The sequence below is a fragment of the Halomonas sp. LES1 genome, assembly GCF_031846005.1.
In the GTDB taxonomy this organism is placed as follows: Bacteria; Pseudomonadota; Gammaproteobacteria; order Pseudomonadales; family Halomonadaceae; genus Halomonas.
In genome coordinates, this window is the sequence record NZ_JAVRGC010000001.1 from 407,742 (window position 1) to 426,656 (window position 18,915).

Consider the following 18,915-nt stretch of genomic DNA (forward strand, 5'->3'; position numbering starts at 1 on the left):
GGCTAGGGTGGCAAGAGACCGGCGAAGCGTACACCGCTGAGCAGGGCCATCTCACGCTTCCAGGTCGCCAGGTCCCGAGGCCCGAAGCCGGCCAGGCTGTCGTGACCGCAGGCACGCGCCATAACCTGCATCAGCTCCACCGAGGAGCGCAGGAAGCGCTCGAGCTGGGCGGCAGACTTTTCGACATCGAGGCGTTGGCGCAGATCGCCCCGCTGGGTGGCGATGCCCGCCGGACAGTTGTTGGTATGGCAGATCCGTGCCGCCACACAGCCAATCGACTGCATGGCGCTGTTGGCTATGGCGACCCCATCGGCGCCCAGCGCCAGGGCCTTGACGAAGTCGATGGGCAGGCGCAGGCCGCCGGTAACGATCAGGGTCACCCGACCGCTCGCGCCTTCGTCATCGAGATAGCGGCGGGCACGCGCCAGGGCCGGAATGGTGGGCACGCTGATATGGTCCCGGAACATCAGCGGCGCCGCCCCGGTGCCACCACCGCGACCATCGAGGATCAGGTAGTCGGCGCCGGCGTCGAGGGCGAACTGGATATCGTGTTCGATATGGTTGGCGCTGAGTTTGAAGCCTATCGGGATGCCACCGGTGATTTCGCGTACGCGATCGGCACAGCGGCGGAAGTCATCGACCGTATGCAGCTCCTCGAAGGTCGCCGGCGACACGGCTGGCTGGCCCTCTTCGAGGCCCCGCACCTCGGCGATTCGGGCCGACACCTTGCCAGCTGGCAGATGCCCGCCGGTACCGGTCTTCGCTGCCTGGCCACCCTTGAAGTGAAACGCCTGGACCTTCTCGAGCAACCGCTCCTCATAACCGAAACGGGCACTGGCCAGCTCGTAGAAGTAGCGGGAGTTCTCGGCCTGCTCCTCGGGCAGCATGCCGCCCTCGCCGGAGCAGATGCCGGTGCCGGCGCGCTCGGCGCCTCGCGCCATGGCGATCTTGGCCTCCTCGGAGAGTGCCCCGAAGCTCATGTCGGAGACCAGCAGGGGCATCTCGAGGGTCAACGGCTTCTTCGCCTCGGGGCCGATCACCAGGCGGGTATCGACCTTGGCGTCATCGAGCAGCGGCTGGGTCGCCAGCTGAGCCACCATCAACTGTAGGTCGTCCCATTGGGGCAGGGTGTGACGCGGCACGCCCATGGCATCCATGGGTCCGTGGGGGCCTACCCCGTCTAGCCCCTCCCGTGCCAGACGATGAATCAGCTTGACCGTGGGTTCCTCCTCGGTGGCCTTGGCCTTGGGGGCGGCGCTGCCACCCCCCGACTCGGCTTCGGGTGCCTCATGGCCCACCTGCTCCTTGCTGAACTGCTTGTGCGTACCATCGCAATAGGGGGCGTCACCCGTCTGCTTGCACCGGCACAGGAACACCTCGCCGTCCTGCTCGGCGGTGAACATCAGTGGCGTGAAGCCTGTGCCTTGATGAGAACCATCACAGAAGGGTTGATCACCGGAGCGACCACAGCGGCAGAAGGCGTACTCCTTGCCCTTCGCCAGTGTGACCTTCTTCGGCTTGTTGTCGGCGATGACCGGCTGGCTCATATGATGCTCCTTTGTCTGTGGCCCTCTTCAAAAGCCCGCTGAGGCGCCCCGCGAGGCCAAGAAGTCCTCATTTCCATTCTGCAGTAACTCTGGTCCGGCGGCCAATCACTGTCGAACCATCGAGGCGGCCCCTGGCACCCGCTTATCCAGCAACCATTCTATTTTTACGAAAAGTACATCCGAAATATGCCTCTTTTGTTCTATCTGATTGACCATTTAAGATTCTCATCACCAATCAGAGAGCTTCAAACGAAGCCAGATCGATACCCCTACAAAGGAGATACTTCATGTCACTCAAGCCGATGCTATCCGCCCTGCTGATCGCCGCTATCCCGATGGCTGCCCAGGCTGGACAGGCCCCTGCACTTACCTCACAGCTCAACGAGCCTCTGGCCACCACCCAGCAAGCCCCGGCGCAGGAAGCGGTGATGAGTGTTTCCGGACCGATCGAGAACGAAGGCAGCAGCACTGCCATGGCCAAGGCACGTGCTACGCTGAAAGCGCAGCATCGCCAGGCAACGAACATTGAATTGACCGGCGATCCGCTGACGCCGGCTAAAAAGGCAACATCATGAAAGGGTCGATCGAGTCTCGCTGCTTCACAGGGGACAGGCCATGGCAACATTGATCCAAGCCGTTGCCCGCTTGTTAGGAAAACCAAAGGCTCACAACCACAGCCGGGAGATACAGCCCATGACCAAGGTACTGGTTCTTTACTACTCCATGTATGGCCACATCGAGACGATGGCCAACACCATTGCGGAGGGCGCACGCCAGGTGGAAGGCGTTGAGGTAACGGTAAAGCGCGTGCCCGAGACCATGGCCCCCGAGGCGCTGAAGGCCGCCGGCGGCAAGACGGATCAGGAGGCCCCGGAGGCCTCTCCCAAGGAGCTCGCCGACTACGACGCCATCATCTTCGGTACACCCACGCGATTCGGCAACATGTCGGGGCAGATGCGCACCTTCCTCGACCAGACCGGTGGCTTGTGGGCCGGTGGCGGCCTGGTGGGCAAGGTGGCCAGTGTCTTCACCTCGACCGGCACAGGTGGCGGTGAGGAGATGACCATTACCTCGACCTGGACCACCCTGGCGCACCACGGGATGATCATCGTGCCGATCGGCTATGGCACCCCGGAGCTGTTCGATATCTCCCAGGTCGGTGGCGGTACCCCCTACGGGGCATCCACGATCGCGGGAGGCGACGGCTCTCGCCAGCCTGACGAGCGTGAGCTGACGATTGCTCGCTACCAGGGTGAGACGGTGGCCAAGGTCGCGGCTCGACTCAAGGCCAACGGCTGAGACTGCTCCCGGCCCACCCTCACATCTCCCCTGAACTGACGTGCCGGCAAGCCCCTCCTCCCTGGCGGGGCTTGCCGGCACGCTTGCGGTATCGAGCGGGCAGGTTCCCCACTCCTGACCGTTTCGCTAACATGAGACGTCCCTGACCACGAGCTCCCCCATGCAAGCCACCCTCGAGCAGCGCGCGCTGAAACTCTCCATCATCATGACCCTGGTGGTCTCGAGTCTGGGGGTCGCCGTCGGCCTGCTGGCCGGTTCCCAGTCGATCCTCTTCGATGGCGTCTTCTCCACCATCGATGCCGCCATGTCGGGGCTGGCACTGCTGGTGGCAAGGCTGGCCGTGCGCGAGGCCAGCCAGCGCTTCCAGCACGGCTACTGGCATCTGGAGCCACTGGTAGCGGCCCTCAACGGCAGCATCCTGATGCTGCTGTGCTTCTACGCCTTCCTGACCGCACTGCTCGACCTGCGCGAGGGCGGTCGCGAACTGGCCTTCGATCTGGCCATCGCCTATGCCGTGGTGGTGGCCATCGCCTGCTTTGTGATGACCGCCTATCAGCGAAAGATCAATCGCACGGCGGACTCCGAGTTCGTGCGCATCGACATGCAGGGCTGGCTGATGGCCGCGCTGATCACCACCGCGCTGCTGGTGGCATTCATCATCGCGCGGCTGCTGCAGGGGACGGCCTGGGCCCATCTCACGCCCTATGTGGATTCGGTGCTGCTGATGCTGCTGACGGCCGGTTTCATGCCGGTCCCCATCGGCATCGTGCGCCGTGCGCTCAAGGAGATCTTTCTGATTGCGCCAAGCGCACTGGACGCGGAGGTCCATGCCGCCATGACCCCGGTGATGACACGCGAGGGGCTACTGACCTACTACAGCCATGTGGCCAAGGCGGGGCGTGGCCACTATATCGAGATCCATATCGTCACCACGACCGACTTCGCCGCCGAGCGTGGCGTGGCACTGATGGACGAGATTCGCGAGCAGATCGCCGAACGCCTCAGCCCTCCACCGGAGCGGCGCTGGTTTACCGTGGCCTTTACCGCCGACGAGCGCTGGGCCTAAGCATGGACGACCAAGCCCTTATCGGGCTTATCGTCTTGATGAACGGCCCGGGCTGTCCCAGATGCCCTCACGCTGCACCGCTCGCCCCTCCTCTTCCAGCTTGAGCAGGTGGGCCAGCGCCGAACGTGTCGCCAGTCCCTGCTTCGCTTCCGGCACATCGTCATAGGCTTGGCGTGTCAACGCCTCCAGGCTTGCCGGGCCGTGGCGCGACAGCGCCAGGCGAACCTTGTGCTCGCGAGCCAGGCGATGGGTGATCAGGAAGTCGATGGCACCATGGGCCTCGCCGATCAGGAAGCCATGGCCCGGGGCGATGGTGTCGAACGCTTCCTCGCCCAGGGCATGCAGGGCCGCGATATAGGCGGCCATATCGCCGTCCGGGGGATTGATCACCACGGTGGAGCCCTGCATGACCTGGTCGCCGGAGAAGAGCAGTCGCTTATCCTCCAGCAGATAGCAGAGATGATTAGAGGCGTGCCCCGGGGTATGCAGCACCTTGAGGGTGCCGGCCGGCGTCTCGAGGCGCTCCCCGTGTCGCGGGCAGTGGTCCGGAATGAAGTCGGCGTCCTGGCTGTCGCCGGCTGGGGGTGGCAACCCGACCAGCCGGGCACCGGTGCGCGCCTTGAGCCACATCGCTCCCGGCGAGTGGTCGATATGGGTGTGGGTCACCAGCACCCGGGAGAGCCTTCCCTCGGCAAGCTCGAGCAGCCGCTCCAGATGGTCGGCGTCGGCGGGGCCGGGATCGATCACCAGATGATCGCCTCCGTCGCCGAGCAGATAGCTGTTGGTGCCGGGGCCGGTCATTCTGCCCGCGTTAGGGGCGGTCACCCGGGTCACCCCAGGCGCCAGGCTGACCGCCCGGCCGGGCACGATCTCGGCCATGGCGCTGGCGTGCCGCTGGGGATCCAGGCGGCGCACCTCGGCATAGGCCGGTGAATCCGGTTCCACCTGGCAGCGCTTCCCCTGGCGCCGGGCCGGCCAGGGTCGACCGGGATGCGCCGTCGGCGGGTTGGCATGGGCATGGCGTAGCAGCGCTTCGGCGCTGGCAAAGTCGCCGATCAGGCGAAGAGTACGCAGGGTCGGATAGCTCAGCCCCATCTCCCCACGCCGATGGGCCTGCAACGCCTCCTTTACGGTCAACCAGGTGTGGGCGATCGTCTCGCTGCCGTCGGGGACGGCACGCTGTCCCGGGGGCGCCAGGGTCACGAAGAAGTGAGTGTCGAAGCGCCGCGGCGCTCCTGGTGGTGTCACCCAGCGCCCCAGATAGGCCAGCCGATCCAGCGGCAGGCACAGGTCATACTGCTCACACAGCGCCCGGAAGCCCACCTGCTCGCCTCGCAGCGCCTCACGCCCCTCGACGAGGATCGGGTGTTCCCCCGATAGCGGTGTGCCATCGATACCCATGGCCGGCAGCAGCCCCGCCTCCTCCAGACACTCGCGCAGGGCGGCGATCATGTAGTCGGTCCCGCCCTCCTCCAGGCTCATCACCTGACTGATATCGGCATCATCGCGTCCCCGCACCAGGGCCCGAGACTCGAGATCCTCCACATCCACGGCGCCACCGGGAAAGACGTGATAGCCGGGCAGAAAGACGGCCTGCCAGGTACGCTGCAGCAGCAGGACTTCCAGGCCCGCCACGCCATCGCGCACCAGCGCCAGGGTAGCGGCGGGACGCACCCGCGGGGTTCGCTCAGGGTGACTCATGTCGACCAGCCTCTCCTTATCGCTTAGTGGCGTTATTGATTTAGTGGCGTTACTGATGTGGGGCCCTATCGATATGAGGATTCATGATGATCCAGGGTGCCCCTCACCCGCCTGGCTCGGGTCGGATGAGAGCTCGGCGCCCTCGGCAATGGTCACATCACGGCGGCTGACGGCCACCACCTCCCGAGGCCACCACTCGGGATGCTCGTCGCGAATAAAGGCCAGCAATTTCTCGCGCAGGCGGGCCTCGGCGACCCACCCCCCCATGGGTTCACGGGTCATCATGTAGCAGCGCACCTCGACCGTTGCCTCGGTCTGGGCCGTCGCGTAGCAGCACAACTTGTCCGGCTCGATCACATCGGGCTCCTGCTCGGCGAGCTCGTGAAAGCGTTGCCGCAGGCACTCGATATCGGCGCTGATGTGCAGGGTAAGCGCCAGCTGGCGATAGAGACGTGCATCCTTGGCGGAGAGGTTATAGAAGGGTTGAGAGACGAAGTGCTTGACCGGCACGATCAGGCGCCGCTCGTCCCAGCCCCGCAGGCGGATAAAGGTATAGAAGATGCCTTCGACATAGCACCACTGCCCCTCGAACACCACCAGATCCCCCATCCGAATCGGCTTGGCCAGCGACAGCTGGAAGGAGGAGAGGATATTGCCCAGCACGGCCTGGCCGGCGATACCCACCAGCACCGTCAGGACACTGGCCGACGCCAGCAGCGAAAGACCGAGGGTGCCGAACAGATTGATCTCCGCCAGGATATAGATCGTAACCGCGATGATCGTGACCAGGATGATGCCGCGCCTGAGGGCATAGAGAGAGGTCAGCAGCTTGCGTTCGTCTCGGTGACGGGTGTCATCGATCTCGCCCACCAGACGCTGGGTCATCCTGTGCAGGAAGGCGTCGACCAGGCGCAGGGCGGCAAGCCCCATGCCCCAGGCCATGATCACGATAAGCAGGATCCGGAAGCCGGCTGTCGCCACACCGGAGAAGGAGACCACGGTGCCCAGCAGCACCTGGGCCATCAGCGACATGGCGATAAAGGTCACGGGTACCGGTATTCGGGCAACGAAACGTTTGGCCAGGGTGCCGGCCGGCAACCAGCCCGCCATGGCCGAGGTGAAACGATACACGGCCCACCCCAGCAGACCGATCAACGTCAAGAAGAGCGGAATCGCCAGCCACTCCCATAACCGCAGCATGCCCAGCGAACGCTGGAGTCGCTCGGGTATGCGCTGCTCGAGCCAGGAGGGCCCGTAGGCCTTATAGAGGACGGGGATAAATGCCAGGGTGTCGGGAGTGATCAACCACACCGGCTCCTGATCGCCGGCCCGATAGCGGGCGATGCGAATCGCGTGGGACTCGCCGTCGGCCTCCAGCGAGGTCAACAGAAGGTTACGGCGCGGCTGCCCCGTCAAGGGGTGCTGCCCCGACATGTCCTCGACCATGGCATCGCGCCGACTGGAGAGGTCCGAGGGTTGCAGCCAGTCGCCCCGCTGCAGCACCGACGCAAGCTGGCGTGCCAGCTCGCCACCCCGGGTGGCCTGCTCCTCGGCCGGCAGTTCGGTGAGATTGAGCAGATGCGCCGCCGCCTCGAAATCTCCCTTGCCGTTCAGGGTAAGAAAGCTGCGCAGCGCCTCACGGGGTGTCTGGCGCCGCACCTTCTCGGGCGGCTCGCCGAGGCCGCTGTTGAGCGTCTCGAGGGTGAACCAGGGGCCATCCTCATGCTGAGAGGACTGAACCGCGACCGGACACGCCAGCAGCAGTGCCAGCAACACGAATACCCAAGAAAGCACCGGCATCGGCGTCGGCAATACCCGGCGCCATTGGGGCAAGCAGCGCGAGAGATAGCGCTTCATGTCGGTCCCTCCCTACCCGTCGTTAGCCTCCCCTACCCGGCCATCCGCGGCCGGGCTCCGCTCCTGGCAGTACACTCGATGCTTGCCGTACCGTCCACCCCCTCCGCGGTCGATTCAGTCCTGATGCGCCGCCCCCGTGCGGGCGCGGCAGGGGCCGAACAGGCAGGCGGCAAGCAGGATCAAACCCGCCAGGCTGGCGATCATGCCGGCGGCGCTGAGCGACGTATCGAAGCCCAGCCAGCGCGGCGCCTCACCGGCCAACAGATAGCCCCCTACCGCGGCCAGCAGGGCGAATACCTGACTCCAGACGATCTGCACGCCAAGGCGGTTGGTCATCAGCCGCGCGGCGGCGGCCGGGCAGATGAACATGGCGATCACGATGATCGAGCCTACCGCCTCGAAGGCGGCGATGGCGGCCACCGCCACCAGGGTCACCAGCATCAGGTCGACCAGCGCCGGACGGGTGCGCATGCTGGCGGCGAAGTCGGGGTCGAAGCTGGCCAGCACCAGTGGACGCCGCATCACCACCACAAAGGCTACCACCACCAGGCCGACCCAGGCGGCCCGGCCCAGCTGGGGGGGAAGGTCGGCCAGCGCCTGGGGGTCGAACAAGGCGGCAAGGCTAACCCCATCGAACCAGATCAGGCTCTCCAGGTTGCCGTAGAGGGCATGCTCGACGTCCAGGTGCACCCCGGAGGCGCCATGCCACTCCAGCAGCAGCACGCCGACGGCGAACAGGCTGGTGAAGACCACGCCCATGGCGGCAGTCCCCTCCACCCGCCCCAGGCGACGAACCAGCTCGATCAGCGCCACCGTCACCAGGGCGGCCACCCCGGCGCCGAGCATCATGGCCAGCGAGGCCAGGGTGCCGGTAATCAGGAAGCTGACCACGATCCCGGGCAGCGCCACATGACTGATGGCGTCGCCGATCAGGCTCTGGCGACGCAGCACCAGGAAGTTGCCGAGCAGCGCACAGGTCATCGAGATGATGATCGCGATCGTCAACGGCACCAGGCTGAACATCATGAACTCGTTCATCGTGTCACCTCCGCGGGGGGCAGCTCCGCCTCCAGGGCCATGATGGCATCCGCCGACAGCACCTGACCGATCGGGGTCAGACCGGCATGCTCGCGATGCAGGGCATCATCCGGGTAGCGTCGCCGATAGTGCGCCCAGAGTCGCTCCTCATGCTCGGCGTCGCGCGCCGCCGCCTCGCCCGCCGGGGTGGCGACCCCATCGCGGCGCACCAGGCCGCGACGGCGCAGCAGCCTCAGCGTCAGGCCATCGAAGATCGGCTCGTTGCGATCCAGGGCCAGCAACCCCTGACGCAGATGCACGCGCCGGCGCAGGCGCTGGTAGGCGAGTAGAGAGGCCAGCACGCCGCGGCGCGGCGAGAACAGAAAGGAGATCAGGAACAGGCCGAAGGCGGAAAGCACGATCAGTGGTCCGGTGGGCAGACCCTCACGCACGCTGGAGAGCGTCACGCCGAGATAGCCCGCCAGGGCCCCGAGCAGAGCGGCCAGGGCCACCATGCGCATGGGTTGATCGGTCCAGAACCGCGCCGCCACCGGAGGAATGATGGTCAGCGCCACGATCAGGATCAGTCCGGTGACCTTGAGGCCGATCACCACGACCGCCATCAGCAGCAGCAGAAGCAGCAGATCGAGCCTGCTGGTATTGTAACCCTGGGTGCGGGCGAAGGCCGGGTCGAAGCAGAGCAGCAAGAAGTCGCGTCGCCACACCAGCAGCGCCACCAGCAGACCCAGGGCACAGGCGGCGATCAGCAGCGCTTCGGAGTAGAGCATGCCGGCGGTCGCCCCTACCAGGTAGCTGTTCAAGCCTGACTGGCCGCGCACCGAAAGGGTCTGGATCACGGTGATCAGCACCACCCCGAAGGCGAAGAAGGTCGATAGCACGGCACCGATGGCGGCATCCTCGCCCAGTCGAGTGCGCTCCGCGATGCGTTGCACCAGCCACAACCCCAGGGCGGCGCTCCCCGCGGCACCGGCGAGCAGCACCGGCAGTACCCGCCCATCCCCCTGCCAAAGCCCCATGACCAGGAAGGCCAGGGCCAGCCCCGGCAGGGTGGCGTGGCTGATGGCATCGCTGACCAGGGCACGCTTGCGCAGCAGGATATAGCTACCCACCATGCCCGCCGCGGCGGCCAGCAGCATGGCGCCCACGGTGACCAGGCTGGTGTTGTAGCCCAGGGTGAAGGTAAGTGCCCGCCACCAGGTCTCCATCACCATCTCCCCTCCTCCTGGCGCCTGCCACTCGGGGATTCGGTGAGCCGCGCCAGCTGAACCGGGCTGAGTCGGCCGCCGTAGGTGGCCTGCAGGTTCTCTTCGGTAAAGGCCTCGTCGACCGAGCCGGCAGCGATGCGCCGCACATTCATCAGCAGCACATGATCGAAGTAGTCACGCACCGTGGCCAGGTCATGATGCACGCAGAGCAGGGTTCGGCCCTCGTCGCGCAACGACTTGAGTACCTGGATGATGGCCGTCTCGGTCGCGGCATCGACCCCGGCGAAGGGCTCATCGAGGATGGTGAGATCGGCCTCCTGGATCAGCGCCCGAGCCAGGAACACTCGCTGCTGCTGGCCGCCGGAGAGCTGGCCGATCTGGCGGTCGGCAAAGCCTTCCATGCCGACCCGTGCCAGGCTCTCCATGGCGCGCTGGCGCAGCTGACGGGAACCGAACTGCCACCAGCGCAGGTCCCGGTAGAGCCCCATGCCCACCACGTCGATGACGCGCGCCGGGAAGTCCCAGTCGACACTGGAGCGCTGGGGCACGAAGGCCAGGTGGCGGGTCTCCTGAACGAGCGGGCGGCCAAAGACCCGCACCTCGCCGGAGAGGCGCCGAGTGATGCCCAGCGCCGCCTTGAGCAGCGTCGACTTGCCGGCACCATTGGGGCCGATGATGGCGCTCATGCTGCCGGGCGGGGTGACGAAGTCCACCGAGTGGACGACCGGGCGGTGGTCATAGCTGACCGTGAGCCCCTGGATCGCCAGGGGGCTGGCGATCACTTCCTTGCCGAGGCGTGAATCGGGCATGGGTTACTCCTCCTCGTCGGTATGGGACGCATCCATGCCCAGGCGGCCCCGCCAGCCCTGCTCCGGCGCACTGCCTCCCAGGGCGCGGGCGATGGTCGTCACGTTGTGGTCGAACATGCCCAACCAGCTCCCTTCATAGGTTCCCTCGGGGCCCATGGCGTCGGAAAACAGCTCACCACCGATACGCACCTCGTGACCCACCGCGGCACTGCCCTCGCTCAAGGCGCGGACACTGCGCTCCGACACCGAGGTCTCGACGAAGACGGCACCGATCTCGCGCTCGACCAGCAGATCGACCAGGTTCTCGATACGCGAGAGCCCCGCCTCACTCTCGGTGGAGAAGCCTTGAATGCCCATTACCTCCAGTGCATAGGCCTCGCCAAAATAGCCGAAGGCATCGTGGGCGGTGACCAGCACACGGGATGAGGCCGGAATGGTGTCCAGCACCTCACGCGCGTAGGCATCCAGCGCCTCGAGATTCTCCAGATATGCCTCGGTGCGGGCCTCGAACTCCTCGGTGGCTTCGGGGTCCAGTTCGATCAGCGCATCGCGCACGGCAACGACCGCATGGCGCCAGCGACCGGGATCCATCCAGATATGGGGGTCGGGCTGGTCGGCGTAATCCTCGTCGGCGAGCAGTCTCTCCCGCGGCACCGCCTCGCCCACGGCATAGACCGGGCTTCGCTGGGCCAGGCGATCCAGCAGATCGGTCAGCTGCACCTCGAGATTGAGGCCGTTCCAGAACACCGCGTCGGCGCGGCTCATGGCCACCACATCGCTGCGCGTCTGGCGGTAGAGGTGCGGGTCGACCCCGGGTCCCATCAGCCCTTTCACCTCGACCCGATCGCCCCCTATTTCGCGCACGACATCGGCGATCATGCCGGTGGTGGCCACCACGTTCAATCGCGAATCGGCGAGTGCGGGGGCAACCGCCAGCATCAAGGTGAGTCCCAGTAGAGAGGCGAGTCGTCGAGAGAGTTTCGGCACGGGGGGCTCCTGGACAGGTTTCAAGGCAAAAGGCCGGGGGTACGCTGCAACAACCACACAGGATAACGGGAATTACTACGATTACCAGTCGTTCAACTTATCCTCCAGGCAGCCCGCTCGTAAGCGCTCACCGAACAAGATCGCGACGCCTCACCGCCTGGGGTATGGTAACCCCTCGAAAGGTCCCTGCCTCCCCGAGGAGACGCCATGCCGCGCCGTCATCTGCTTGCTGCCCCCCTTCTTGCCTTGACCCTGAGCGGCCTGCCTGCCACTGGCCTGGCCGGCGAATGTCCTCGACCGGGGGAGTGGCAGCACGGCTCCGATGCGATCCCCGCCGACACCCTGATGCGCGAGCTCGCCTCCCGGCGGGTCGTGCTGCTCGGCGAACAGCACGAGCGTCAGGCCCACCACCGCTGGCAGCTGCACACCCTGGCGGCGCTGCATGCCCACCAGCCCGCGATGGCGATCGGTCTCGAGATGCTGCCGCGCAAGGCCCAGCCGGCGCTGGATGCCTGGGTGGCAGGAGAGCTCGATGAGGCGGCCTTCCTCTCCTCCAGCGACTGGCACCAGGCCTGGGGCTATGACCCAGAGCTCTACCTGCCGATCCTGCACTTCGCGCGCATGAACCGTATCCCGCTGGTAGCGCTGAACGTTACCCCCGAGTTGCGCCGGCGACTAAGCACACAGGGCTGGGAGAAGGTAGCGCCGGAGGAACGACATGGCCTGACGCCGCCGGCACCACCATCACTCGATTATGTCGGCGTGCTGAGCGAAATCTATGCCCGGCACCCGGAGGGCAGCGAGAATCCGGAGGGGCTCGAGCGATTTATCGAGGCCCAGCTGGTGTGGGATCGTGCCATGGCCGAAGGCCTCGCCAGCGCCGCCGAGCGGGTGCCGCTGGTCGTCGGCCTGATGGGAGAGGGACACCTCAGGCATGGCCACGGGGTTCCCCACCAGCTCGAGGACCTCGGGCTCCGCTCCCATCGCACGCTGTTGGCCTGGTCGGCACAGCGCGAGTGCCCGCCCCCCGAGGCGGTCGCCGATGTGCTGTTCGGCCTGGGGGACGAGTCACGCCATGAGCCAGAGGCACCGCCACGACTGGGCGTGCTGCTGGTCCCGAACGAGGCCGGGATCAAGATCGACCGGGTGGCCCCGGCGAGCGTGGCCGCGGCGAGCGGCCTAAGCGAAGACGACGTCATCGTCCTCGCCGCCGGCCGCCCGCTGGATACCGTGGGGCAGCTGGTCGCGATCATTCGGCGCCAGCCCCCTGGCACCCTGTTGCCACTGGAGATCGTTCGCGACGGTGAGGTCCGCGAGATCCTCGCCCGCTTCCCCGTTGATATGCCCTGACCCCGGGTGGCCGCTCACCGGGGGGCATGGCATCATGGCCGCCCCCCCAGAGAACCCACGAGGATATCGAGATCCAATGCGTCCCCTGATTCGCCTGTTCTTCCGTGGCCTGCGCCTGGTACTGGCACCGATCATGCTGATTTCCGAGAAGCTCACGACCCCCAGGGCCGTGGAGCGCTCACCGGAAGAGCAGGCCGAGGTCGATCGCGCCTGTGAAGACCTCGCCCTCTACCAGTTCCGCACCTGCCCCTTCTGCGTCAAGGTGCGCAAGGAGCTCGCCCGCCTGGCTCTGCCCATCGAGACCCGCGACGCCCAGTTCGACCAGCAGCATCGCCGCGAGCTCGCCGAGAACGGTGGCCGCGTCAAGGTTCCCTGCCTGCGTATCGCCCACGCCGACGGCCAGGTCGAGTGGCTCTATGAGTCCGACGATATCAACGCTTGGCTGCACCAGCGCTTCGCCACGGCGTGACTGTCCATCCATAAGGGATCTATCCCGGGGGCTAACGCAGATAGCTTGGCAGCTCGGTCGCCCGGGGCCGATCCGGCCATAACCCCGGCTGGACCTCCATGCCCCTGGCGCCTACACCTTGGTTATGGAGATCCATGACCCACCCACGCCGCGCGGCCTTGTGACGCTGCTGCGCTTCCTGGGACTGGTGGTACTGGGCGCCACGGTGGGTGGCGTGGCGGCGCTGTTTGCCGCCGGTTTCGTGCGCGGCGTGCTGTGGCTCAACGAGATACTGCTGATCTCGCCACGCAGCCGCATGATGTTTGCCTGGCCGGAATGGCTGATACTGACCACCGTTGCCGTGCCCGCCCTGGGCGGACTGATCGTCGGCCACCTGCACCAGCTCCTGCCCGAACGGCGCCCCCATACGCCTACCGATGCCATCGCCGCCGTCCAGACGCGCCGCGGCCGGCTGCCGCTCAAGGCCGGGGTCGTCTCCGCCTTTACCGCCCTGCTCTCCCTGGGTGCCGGCGCCTCGGTAGGCCAGTACGGCCCGCTGGTGCATCTGGGGGCCAGCCTCGGCTCCCTGGGCGCACGACTGCTGCGCCTGAGTCGTTCCGACGACAATATCACCATCGCCTGTGGGGTGGCCGCGGCGATTGCCACCGCCTTCAATGCCCCGCTGGCGGGCATTGTCTTCGCCCATGAGGTGGTGCTGCGTCACTACGCACTGCGTGCCTTCGCTCCCGTCGCCGCCGCGGCCCTCGTCGGCCATGTGATCGCCACCCAGGCACTGGCCCAGGGCGCCCTCTTTCATGTCGCCGAGACCGTGGTCCCCCAGGCCTGGGAGTTCGCCCTGTTCGTCGCCATCGGCGGGCTGGGCGCCCTGCTGGCCGGGGGCTACATGCATGCCATTCTCGGCGTCGGCCGCCTCGCCCGGCAACTCCCGCTGCGCCCGGCACTGCAGCCGGCCCTGGCGGGTGCCCTGCTGGGCGTGGCGGCACTCTGGGTGCCCGATATCCTCGGCATGGGCCAGGAGACCCTGCGCTTCGCCACCATCGCCGGAGCCTTCGGCAGCGGCGAGCTGCTGCTGGTGCTGGGCCTGAAGGTGGCGGCTACCGCCCTGTGTCTGGGCATGGGCTTCAGCGGCGGCGTGTTCAGCCCCGCCCTGGTGGTCGGCATGCTGTTCGGCGCGCTCTGCGGCACCCTGGCGGCCGGCATGACCGGCATCTCCCAGGAGACCTTCGTCTTCTATGCGGTCTGTGGCATGGTCGCCGTCACCGCTCCGGTCATCGGCGCCCCGCTGACCAGCCTGCTGATCGTCTTCGAGCTGACCGGCAACTACGCCCTGACCACCGCGGCCCTGGCCAGCGTGACCCTGGCCAGCCCCATCGCCGCTCAGATGTTCGGGCGCTCGCTGTTCGATATTCAGCTGCGCGAGCGGGGCCTGGATCTCTCCTCCGGGCGTGACCAGGCCCTGCTGATGGGCACCCGCGTGACCGATTACCTGACCCGGGAGTGTGTCACCCTCTCCCCCGAGGCGTCGCTGGACGAGGCCATCGTCGGCATCGCCCGGCAGCACCATGCCGAGGCCTACCTGGTGGATGCCCGGGGGCGCTTTCATGGCTGCGTGACACTGGCCGATCTGGAGGCGGCGCGGCAGGCGGCGAGCCCACCCCGACGGGCCAGGGAGTGCCGGGATACAACCCGGCCGACGCTGCGTCCCGACACCACCCTGTGGGCGGCGATGACCCTGCTCGAGGAGGTCTCCGGCGAGGCCCTGGCCGTGATCGACGACGGCATCTTCTGTGGTGTGGTCTACGAGATCACGATCGCCCATGCCTACCTGGACCAGAGCGATGCCCTGCGCCGCGAGGAGCATGGCCATGGGTAGGCCGACTCCTTTCCTGCTGGTGGTGCTAGTGGCGCTATGGGTGCTGATGGCCTGGGGCCCTGTGGTCTCGGCCGAGCCCTTGCGGGTGCTTAGCTGGGGCGGTGCCTACGAGCGCGCACAGCGCGAGGCCCTGTTCACCCCTTTCACCGAGCAGACCGGGATCGAGATCGAGGTGGCGCGCTACGCCGGTGGCCTGGACGAACTGCGCCGCGCCATCGCCGCCGGCGAGGTGCCCTGGGATGTGATCGACATGACCCGCAGCGAGGCCATGGCCGCCTGTGACGAGGGGCTGCTGCAGCCTCTGCCGCCGGATCTAGCTGCCCCGGCCCCGGACGGCACCCCCGCCGAGCGGGACTTTATCCCGGGGGCCATCGGCGCCTGCGCCCTCACCCATACGCTGTTTGCCACGGTGGTGGCCTATCGTCCCGACGCCTTCCCGGGGCGGCGCCCCTCTCGCATCGCCGACCTCTTCGACCAGCAGCGCTTTCCGGGCCCCCGGGCCCTGCAGCACACCCCGGCGGTCAATCTCGAGTGGGCACTGCTCGCCAGCGGTGTCCCCCGCCAAGAGCTCTATCGACTGCTCAGCACCCCGCGGGGGCTGAGCCTTGCCCTCAAGCGCCTGGACCAGCTGGATACCATCCGCTGGTGGGAAGAGGGCGAGGCGCCCGTGGAGCTGCTCACCCATGGCCAGGTGGTCATGGCATCGGGCTACAACGGGCGCTTCTTCAATGCCATGGTCCAGCGAGGCGCGCCCCTCGAGATTCTCTGGGACGGTCAGGTTCAGGAGCACGAGACCTGGGTGATTCCCCGCCATGCCCGCCATCCCCGGGCCGCCCGCGACTTTATCCGCTTCGCCACCTCCACCGAGCGGCTCGCCGCCCTGGCCCGGCGAATTCCCTACGGGCCGGCGCGTGAGTCTGCCGCCTTCCGGGTCGGTCGCCACCCGGTGAGCGGCGTGGATATGCGCCTGCATATCCCCACGCATCCGCTCAACGCCGAACACGCCATCACCAAGGACGAGGCCTGGTATGCGCGCACCCTGACGCGCATGAACGACTACTTCGCGGCTTGGCTGGAGGCTCGGGGCGACGACTTTCCGGCCGCTGCCGGGCCGAGCCCGGCCGCATCGGAAATCGCCGCCGGGGATACCCAACGCCAGAAGACCCCGTGAGTTAGAACGCCGCGTCGACCACCGCCTCAAGGCGGACCGCCGCGCCGCCCCCGAATCAGCAGATTCCGCGGGGTAAGCTCGCGCTCGCAGAAGGTACCGAGCTCGGCGTCATAGCCGGCCTCCTCGAGGTAGACCAGTCGGTCCAGCCCCAGCCAGACCTCCAGGGGGCGCCGAAACAGGTGGCGCACCAGTTCCAGGCGCGCCACGTCCCGCTGGCGGCGTTGCCCCCATGCCTCATGGTCGGCCCAGTCGATGCCACCGGGCAGCGTGATGCCCTTGCGGGCCGCGGCCCAGCGACAGAACGCCTCGAAGGTCGCCGGCATGCGACCATAGGCCAGGCTCGGCACCGGCAGATAGTCGTCGACGCCCCGCACCTTGCGCTGCAAGCGGTCGAAACCGAGCCGCCAGGCCCCCGCCCGCTGGCGATGGCGCCGGTCATGCCGCGGTGCGGTGACCGTCTCCTGAACCGCCATGGACAGGTCATCCCGGGAGAGCTCAAGCCGGAAGCGCGCCATGCCGTCGGCGCCGAGACGCGAGAGCGGTCGATACCAGGCATCGGCGGTGCGCTGATAGCAGCATGGCGCCAGGGTCACCGCACACCCGGTGTCCACGACCCGCTCCAGCAGGCGGCGATGCAGGTCCCCGCAGGCGTGCAGCGCACAGGCGTGGGAACCCGGCGCCAGCCAGCGCTCGACGCCCGGCGCCATGACATCCTGGCGGGCCAGCACCACCGGCGCATCCTGGGCCTCGGCAAGCGCGGCGCCGCTACTGCACAGGGTGGCATCCCACTCCAGCGCCGCGACCTCGACGCCGTGGTGACGCGCCAGGGTGCGGGCCAGGTGTCCCTTGCCGGCGCACCACTCCAGCGGCGACTCCTCCTGGCGCAGACACACCCTGGGCAGGAAGGCCTGAACCTGGCGCCACTTGCGTCCCCCCATATGCGCCGCCCAGCGCTCCGGCAGAGGCTCCCCCTCTCCCGACAGCCGCGGCAGGCGAGTCAGCGCCTCGAGCTCCGCCACCGGCAGCCAGTCGGCCAGCGGCGACTCAATGAAGGGCGCCTCCTGCAGGCGCTCCGCCTCGGCATCGGAGAGTGACAGCAACGCCTCGGCCATGGCGGACCACTCGGCTGACCAGGGTAGCCGGGGGTGCTGAAACGGCAGGGGGTGCCATAGCGGTCGCCAGGTGGCGAGCAGCTCGGTCAGGCGCTCGAGGCGCCGGGCCGGACTCCATGGATCGGACACAGGCTCTCCCGAGGCAGATCGAGGATCAGATGGTATTGCGCAACCCGAGCTCGTAGGGGTGCGGGTCGAGGTAGGTCTGGGCACGGATATAGTCGGAGCCATGGCGCTTCAGGTAGTGGCTGAGCAGGCGAATCGGCACCGCCAGATGCACATGTCCCTGTCGGTAGTCATCGATGGCGGCCAGCAGGTCCTGCTTGGTCTCACCGTCCAGGGCCGTCTTGAGATAGCCGAAGACATGCATCAGGGCATTGGCGTGAGTCTTGCGGGTGGCGGGTTTGGCCAGAGCCGCCATGAAACGCTCCAGATAGTGCGCCATGGACTCCTCGAGAGGCTGCCTGGCGGATTCGGCCAGATAGCGCCCCAGTTCCCGATAGGCCTCCACGTCGTGGGCCATCAACAGGTACTTCTGACGGCTATGGAACTGCAACAGCTCGTGATAGCTGGGCGCGTCCTCCAGATGGCGCTTCCAGTCATCATAGGCATATACCCGGGTGATGAAGTTCTCGCGCAGTACCGCGTCGTTCATGCGCGCCTCCTCCTCCAGAGGCAATTCCGGGAAGTGGCGGCGGAGTTCGCGCACGAAGGCACCGGCATCCGAGTGGCTGGGCATGCCATTGTCGGGGCGGTAGACCTTGACCCGCTCCAGGCCGCAGCTCGGCGAGCCCTTCATCAGGATAAAGCCGCGCAGATGACGGTGGCGGGCGATAAACTCACGACTCACCGTTGAGAGCCGCTCGGAGACATCCAGTTCGGGGTTACGGGTGCCCACCACCCGCGGCTCCTCCCCCTCGAGGCCAACCATGCGGATGGGCTCACGTGGCACGCCCAGCCCTGCCTCGAGCTCGGGGCAGAATGGCTCGAACGCGAAACGCTCACCGAGCACCTCCAGGCAGTAGCGTGATCGCTTGTGACCCCCGTTGTAGCGCACTTCCTCTCCCGTCAGGCAGGCGCTGATCCCCACCGGAATCCGTTGTTCATCCTTACCCTTGTCACCCATGATCACGCTCCTCGCCCTTCGACGCTCTCAGCCTGGCCTCGTTTATTCTCTTATTGTGTCATAGCCGATACCACCATGCGTCCCAGGGCTAACGCAGATAGCTTGGCAGCTCGGTAGCCCGGGGCTCTCTGGCGACAAGCCCCGGAGCGCCGGACCGACGAGGAGGCGCTGTAAATACCTCCCTGTACGCTACCTCGGCCGTCCCTGGTCCTCGGACCTCCTCATCGGCTTGCCCCCAGCGCCCCTTGATTCCTACTACTGCGAAAGCCCTGCAACGGCCACTCTTTCGAGCGATGATCTTCGGG

At 66.9% G+C, this 18,915-nt stretch carries 16 protein-coding genes; 7 read left to right on the plus strand and 9 right to left on the minus strand.

Annotation, left to right across the window (positions count from 1 at the left end; all coding sequences use genetic code 11):
• Nucleotides 1-2: 2 nt before the first annotated feature.
• Nucleotides 3-1,547, minus strand: a complete 1,545-nt coding sequence (locus RM463_RS02035) for a glutamate synthase-related protein (RefSeq protein WP_311428777.1) — start codon at nt 1,545-1,547, stop codon at nt 3-5.
• Between the two features lie 287 nt (nt 1,548-1,834).
• Here RM463_RS02035 and RM463_RS02040 point away from each other — a divergent pair, with 287 nt between their 5' ends.
• The 3 genes from RM463_RS02040 (at nt 1,835) to RM463_RS02050 (ending at nt 3,912) form a co-directional block, all read left to right on the plus strand.
• A complete protein-coding gene (locus RM463_RS02040) occupies nt 1,835-2,122 on the plus strand; it encodes a hypothetical protein (RefSeq protein WP_311428778.1) in 288 nt (95 codons plus the stop codon).
• A 118-nt stretch (nt 2,123-2,240) separates the two neighbouring features.
• Nucleotides 2,241-2,846: an NAD(P)H:quinone oxidoreductase gene (gene wrbA, locus RM463_RS02045; RefSeq protein ID WP_311428779.1), complete on the plus strand. Its 606-nt coding sequence runs from the start codon at nt 2,241-2,243 to the stop codon at nt 2,844-2,846.
• Nucleotides 2,847-3,006: 160 nt separating this feature from the next.
• The gene (locus tag RM463_RS02050; RefSeq protein ID WP_195688187.1) at nt 3,007-3,912 is read left to right on the plus strand and encodes a cation diffusion facilitator family transporter; all 906 of its coding nucleotides are present in this window, start codon (nt 3,007-3,009) and stop codon (nt 3,910-3,912) included.
• Nucleotides 3,913-3,939: 27 nt separating this feature from the next.
• Here the strand turns inward: RM463_RS02050 and RM463_RS02055 are convergent, their stop codons facing one another.
• The 6 genes from RM463_RS02055 to RM463_RS02080 form a co-directional block, all read right to left on the minus strand.
• Nucleotides 3,940-5,613 (minus strand): MBL fold metallo-hydrolase, encoded by a 1,674-nt coding sequence (locus RM463_RS02055; protein WP_311428780.1) that lies wholly within the window; start codon nt 5,611-5,613, stop codon nt 3,940-3,942.
• 81 nt (nt 5,614-5,694) lie between these two features.
• Entirely contained in the window at nt 5,695-7,470 is a 1,776-nt protein-coding gene (locus RM463_RS02060) for a mechanosensitive ion channel domain-containing protein (protein ID WP_311428781.1), read from the minus strand.
• Nucleotides 7,471-7,584: 114 nt separating this feature from the next.
• Nucleotides 7,585-8,508, minus strand: coding sequence for a metal ABC transporter permease (locus RM463_RS02065; protein ID WP_311428782.1), 924 nt, complete (start codon nt 8,506-8,508; stop codon nt 7,585-7,587).
• A complete protein-coding gene (locus RM463_RS02070) occupies nt 8,505-9,719 on the minus strand; it encodes a metal ABC transporter permease (protein ID WP_311428783.1) in 1,215 nt (404 codons plus the stop codon). The genes RM463_RS02065 and RM463_RS02070 overlap by 4 nt, the downstream gene beginning before the upstream one ends.
• Nucleotides 9,713-10,522, minus strand: a complete 810-nt coding sequence (locus RM463_RS02075) for a metal ABC transporter ATP-binding protein (protein WP_311428784.1) — start codon at nt 10,520-10,522, stop codon at nt 9,713-9,715. The genes RM463_RS02070 and RM463_RS02075 overlap by 7 nt, the downstream gene beginning before the upstream one ends.
• 3 nt (nt 10,523-10,525) lie before the next feature.
• Nucleotides 10,526-11,509 carry a metal ABC transporter solute-binding protein, Zn/Mn family gene (locus tag RM463_RS02080; RefSeq protein ID WP_311428785.1) on the minus strand — a complete coding sequence of 328 codons (984 nt, stop codon included), beginning with the start codon at nt 11,507-11,509 and terminating at the stop codon, nt 10,526-10,528.
• 207 nt (nt 11,510-11,716) lie between these two features.
• Between RM463_RS02080 and RM463_RS02085 the strand changes: the two genes are divergently transcribed.
• From RM463_RS02085 to RM463_RS02100, 4 genes are all read left to right on the plus strand, one after another.
• A complete protein-coding gene (locus RM463_RS02085; RefSeq protein WP_311428786.1) occupies nt 11,717-12,859 on the plus strand; it encodes a ChaN family lipoprotein in 1,143 nt (380 codons plus the stop codon).
• A 76-nt stretch (nt 12,860-12,935) separates the two neighbouring features.
• Nucleotides 12,936-13,328, plus strand: a complete 393-nt coding sequence (locus RM463_RS02090; protein ID WP_311428787.1) for a glutaredoxin — start codon at nt 12,936-12,938, stop codon at nt 13,326-13,328.
• Nucleotides 13,329-13,452: 124 nt separating this feature from the next.
• Nucleotides 13,453-15,201 carry a chloride channel protein gene (locus tag RM463_RS02095; protein ID WP_311429114.1) on the plus strand — a complete coding sequence of 583 codons (1,749 nt, stop codon included), beginning with the start codon at nt 13,453-13,455 and terminating at the stop codon, nt 15,199-15,201.
• Entirely contained in the window at nt 15,194-16,372 is a 1,179-nt protein-coding gene (locus RM463_RS02100) for an extracellular solute-binding protein (protein ID WP_311428788.1), read from the plus strand. Before RM463_RS02095 ends, RM463_RS02100 begins: the two co-directional genes overlap by 8 nt.
• A gap of 26 nt (nt 16,373-16,398) precedes the next feature.
• Here the strand turns inward: RM463_RS02100 and RM463_RS02105 are convergent, their stop codons facing one another.
• Both RM463_RS02105 and RM463_RS02110 read right to left on the minus strand, forming a co-directional pair.
• Nucleotides 16,399-17,613, minus strand: a complete 1,215-nt coding sequence (locus RM463_RS02105; protein ID WP_311428789.1) for a methyltransferase — start codon at nt 17,611-17,613, stop codon at nt 16,399-16,401.
• A 25-nt stretch (nt 17,614-17,638) separates the two neighbouring features.
• The gene (locus RM463_RS02110; RefSeq protein WP_311428790.1) at nt 17,639-18,610 is read right to left on the minus strand and encodes a DUF523 and DUF1722 domain-containing protein; all 972 of its coding nucleotides are present in this window, start codon (nt 18,608-18,610) and stop codon (nt 17,639-17,641) included.
• Nucleotides 18,611-18,915 lie beyond the last annotated feature (305 nt).

What these genes read in the sequence shown, in the direction of transcription:
- RM463_RS02110 (WP_311428790.1), bottom strand. Translation starts at nt 18,610, where the DNA reads ATGGGTGACAAGGGTAAGGATGAACAACGGATTCCGGTGGGGATCAGC.
- RM463_RS02075 (WP_311428784.1), bottom strand. Translation starts at nt 10,522, where the DNA reads ATGCCCGATTCACGCCTCGGCAAGGAAGTGATCGCCAGCCCCCTGGCG.
- RM463_RS02050 (WP_195688187.1), top strand. Translation starts at nt 3,007, where the DNA reads ATGCAAGCCACCCTCGAGCAGCGCGCGCTGAAACTCTCCATCATCATG.
- RM463_RS02095 (WP_311429114.1), top strand. Translation starts at nt 13,453, where the DNA reads ATGGAGATCCATGACCCACCCACGCCGCGCGGCCTTGTGACGCTGCTG.
- wrbA (WP_311428779.1), top strand. Translation starts at nt 2,241, where the DNA reads ATGACCAAGGTACTGGTTCTTTACTACTCCATGTATGGCCACATCGAG.
- RM463_RS02055 (WP_311428780.1), bottom strand. Translation starts at nt 5,613, where the DNA reads ATGAGTCACCCTGAGCGAACCCCGCGGGTGCGTCCCGCCGCTACCCTG.
- RM463_RS02035 (WP_311428777.1), bottom strand. Translation starts at nt 1,547, where the DNA reads ATGAGCCAGCCGGTCATCGCCGACAACAAGCCGAAGAAGGTCACACTG.
- RM463_RS02060 (WP_311428781.1), bottom strand. Translation starts at nt 7,470, where the DNA reads ATGAAGCGCTATCTCTCGCGCTGCTTGCCCCAATGGCGCCGGGTATTG.
- RM463_RS02070 (WP_311428783.1), bottom strand. Translation starts at nt 9,719, where the DNA reads ATGGTGATGGAGACCTGGTGGCGGGCACTTACCTTCACCCTGGGCTAC.
- RM463_RS02100 (WP_311428788.1), top strand. Translation starts at nt 15,194, where the DNA reads ATGGGTAGGCCGACTCCTTTCCTGCTGGTGGTGCTAGTGGCGCTATGG.
- RM463_RS02040 (WP_311428778.1), top strand. Translation starts at nt 1,835, where the DNA reads ATGTCACTCAAGCCGATGCTATCCGCCCTGCTGATCGCCGCTATCCCG.
- RM463_RS02090 (WP_311428787.1), top strand. Translation starts at nt 12,936, where the DNA reads ATGCGTCCCCTGATTCGCCTGTTCTTCCGTGGCCTGCGCCTGGTACTG.
- RM463_RS02085 (WP_311428786.1), top strand. Translation starts at nt 11,717, where the DNA reads ATGCCGCGCCGTCATCTGCTTGCTGCCCCCCTTCTTGCCTTGACCCTG.
- RM463_RS02065 (WP_311428782.1), bottom strand. Translation starts at nt 8,508, where the DNA reads ATGAACGAGTTCATGATGTTCAGCCTGGTGCCGTTGACGATCGCGATC.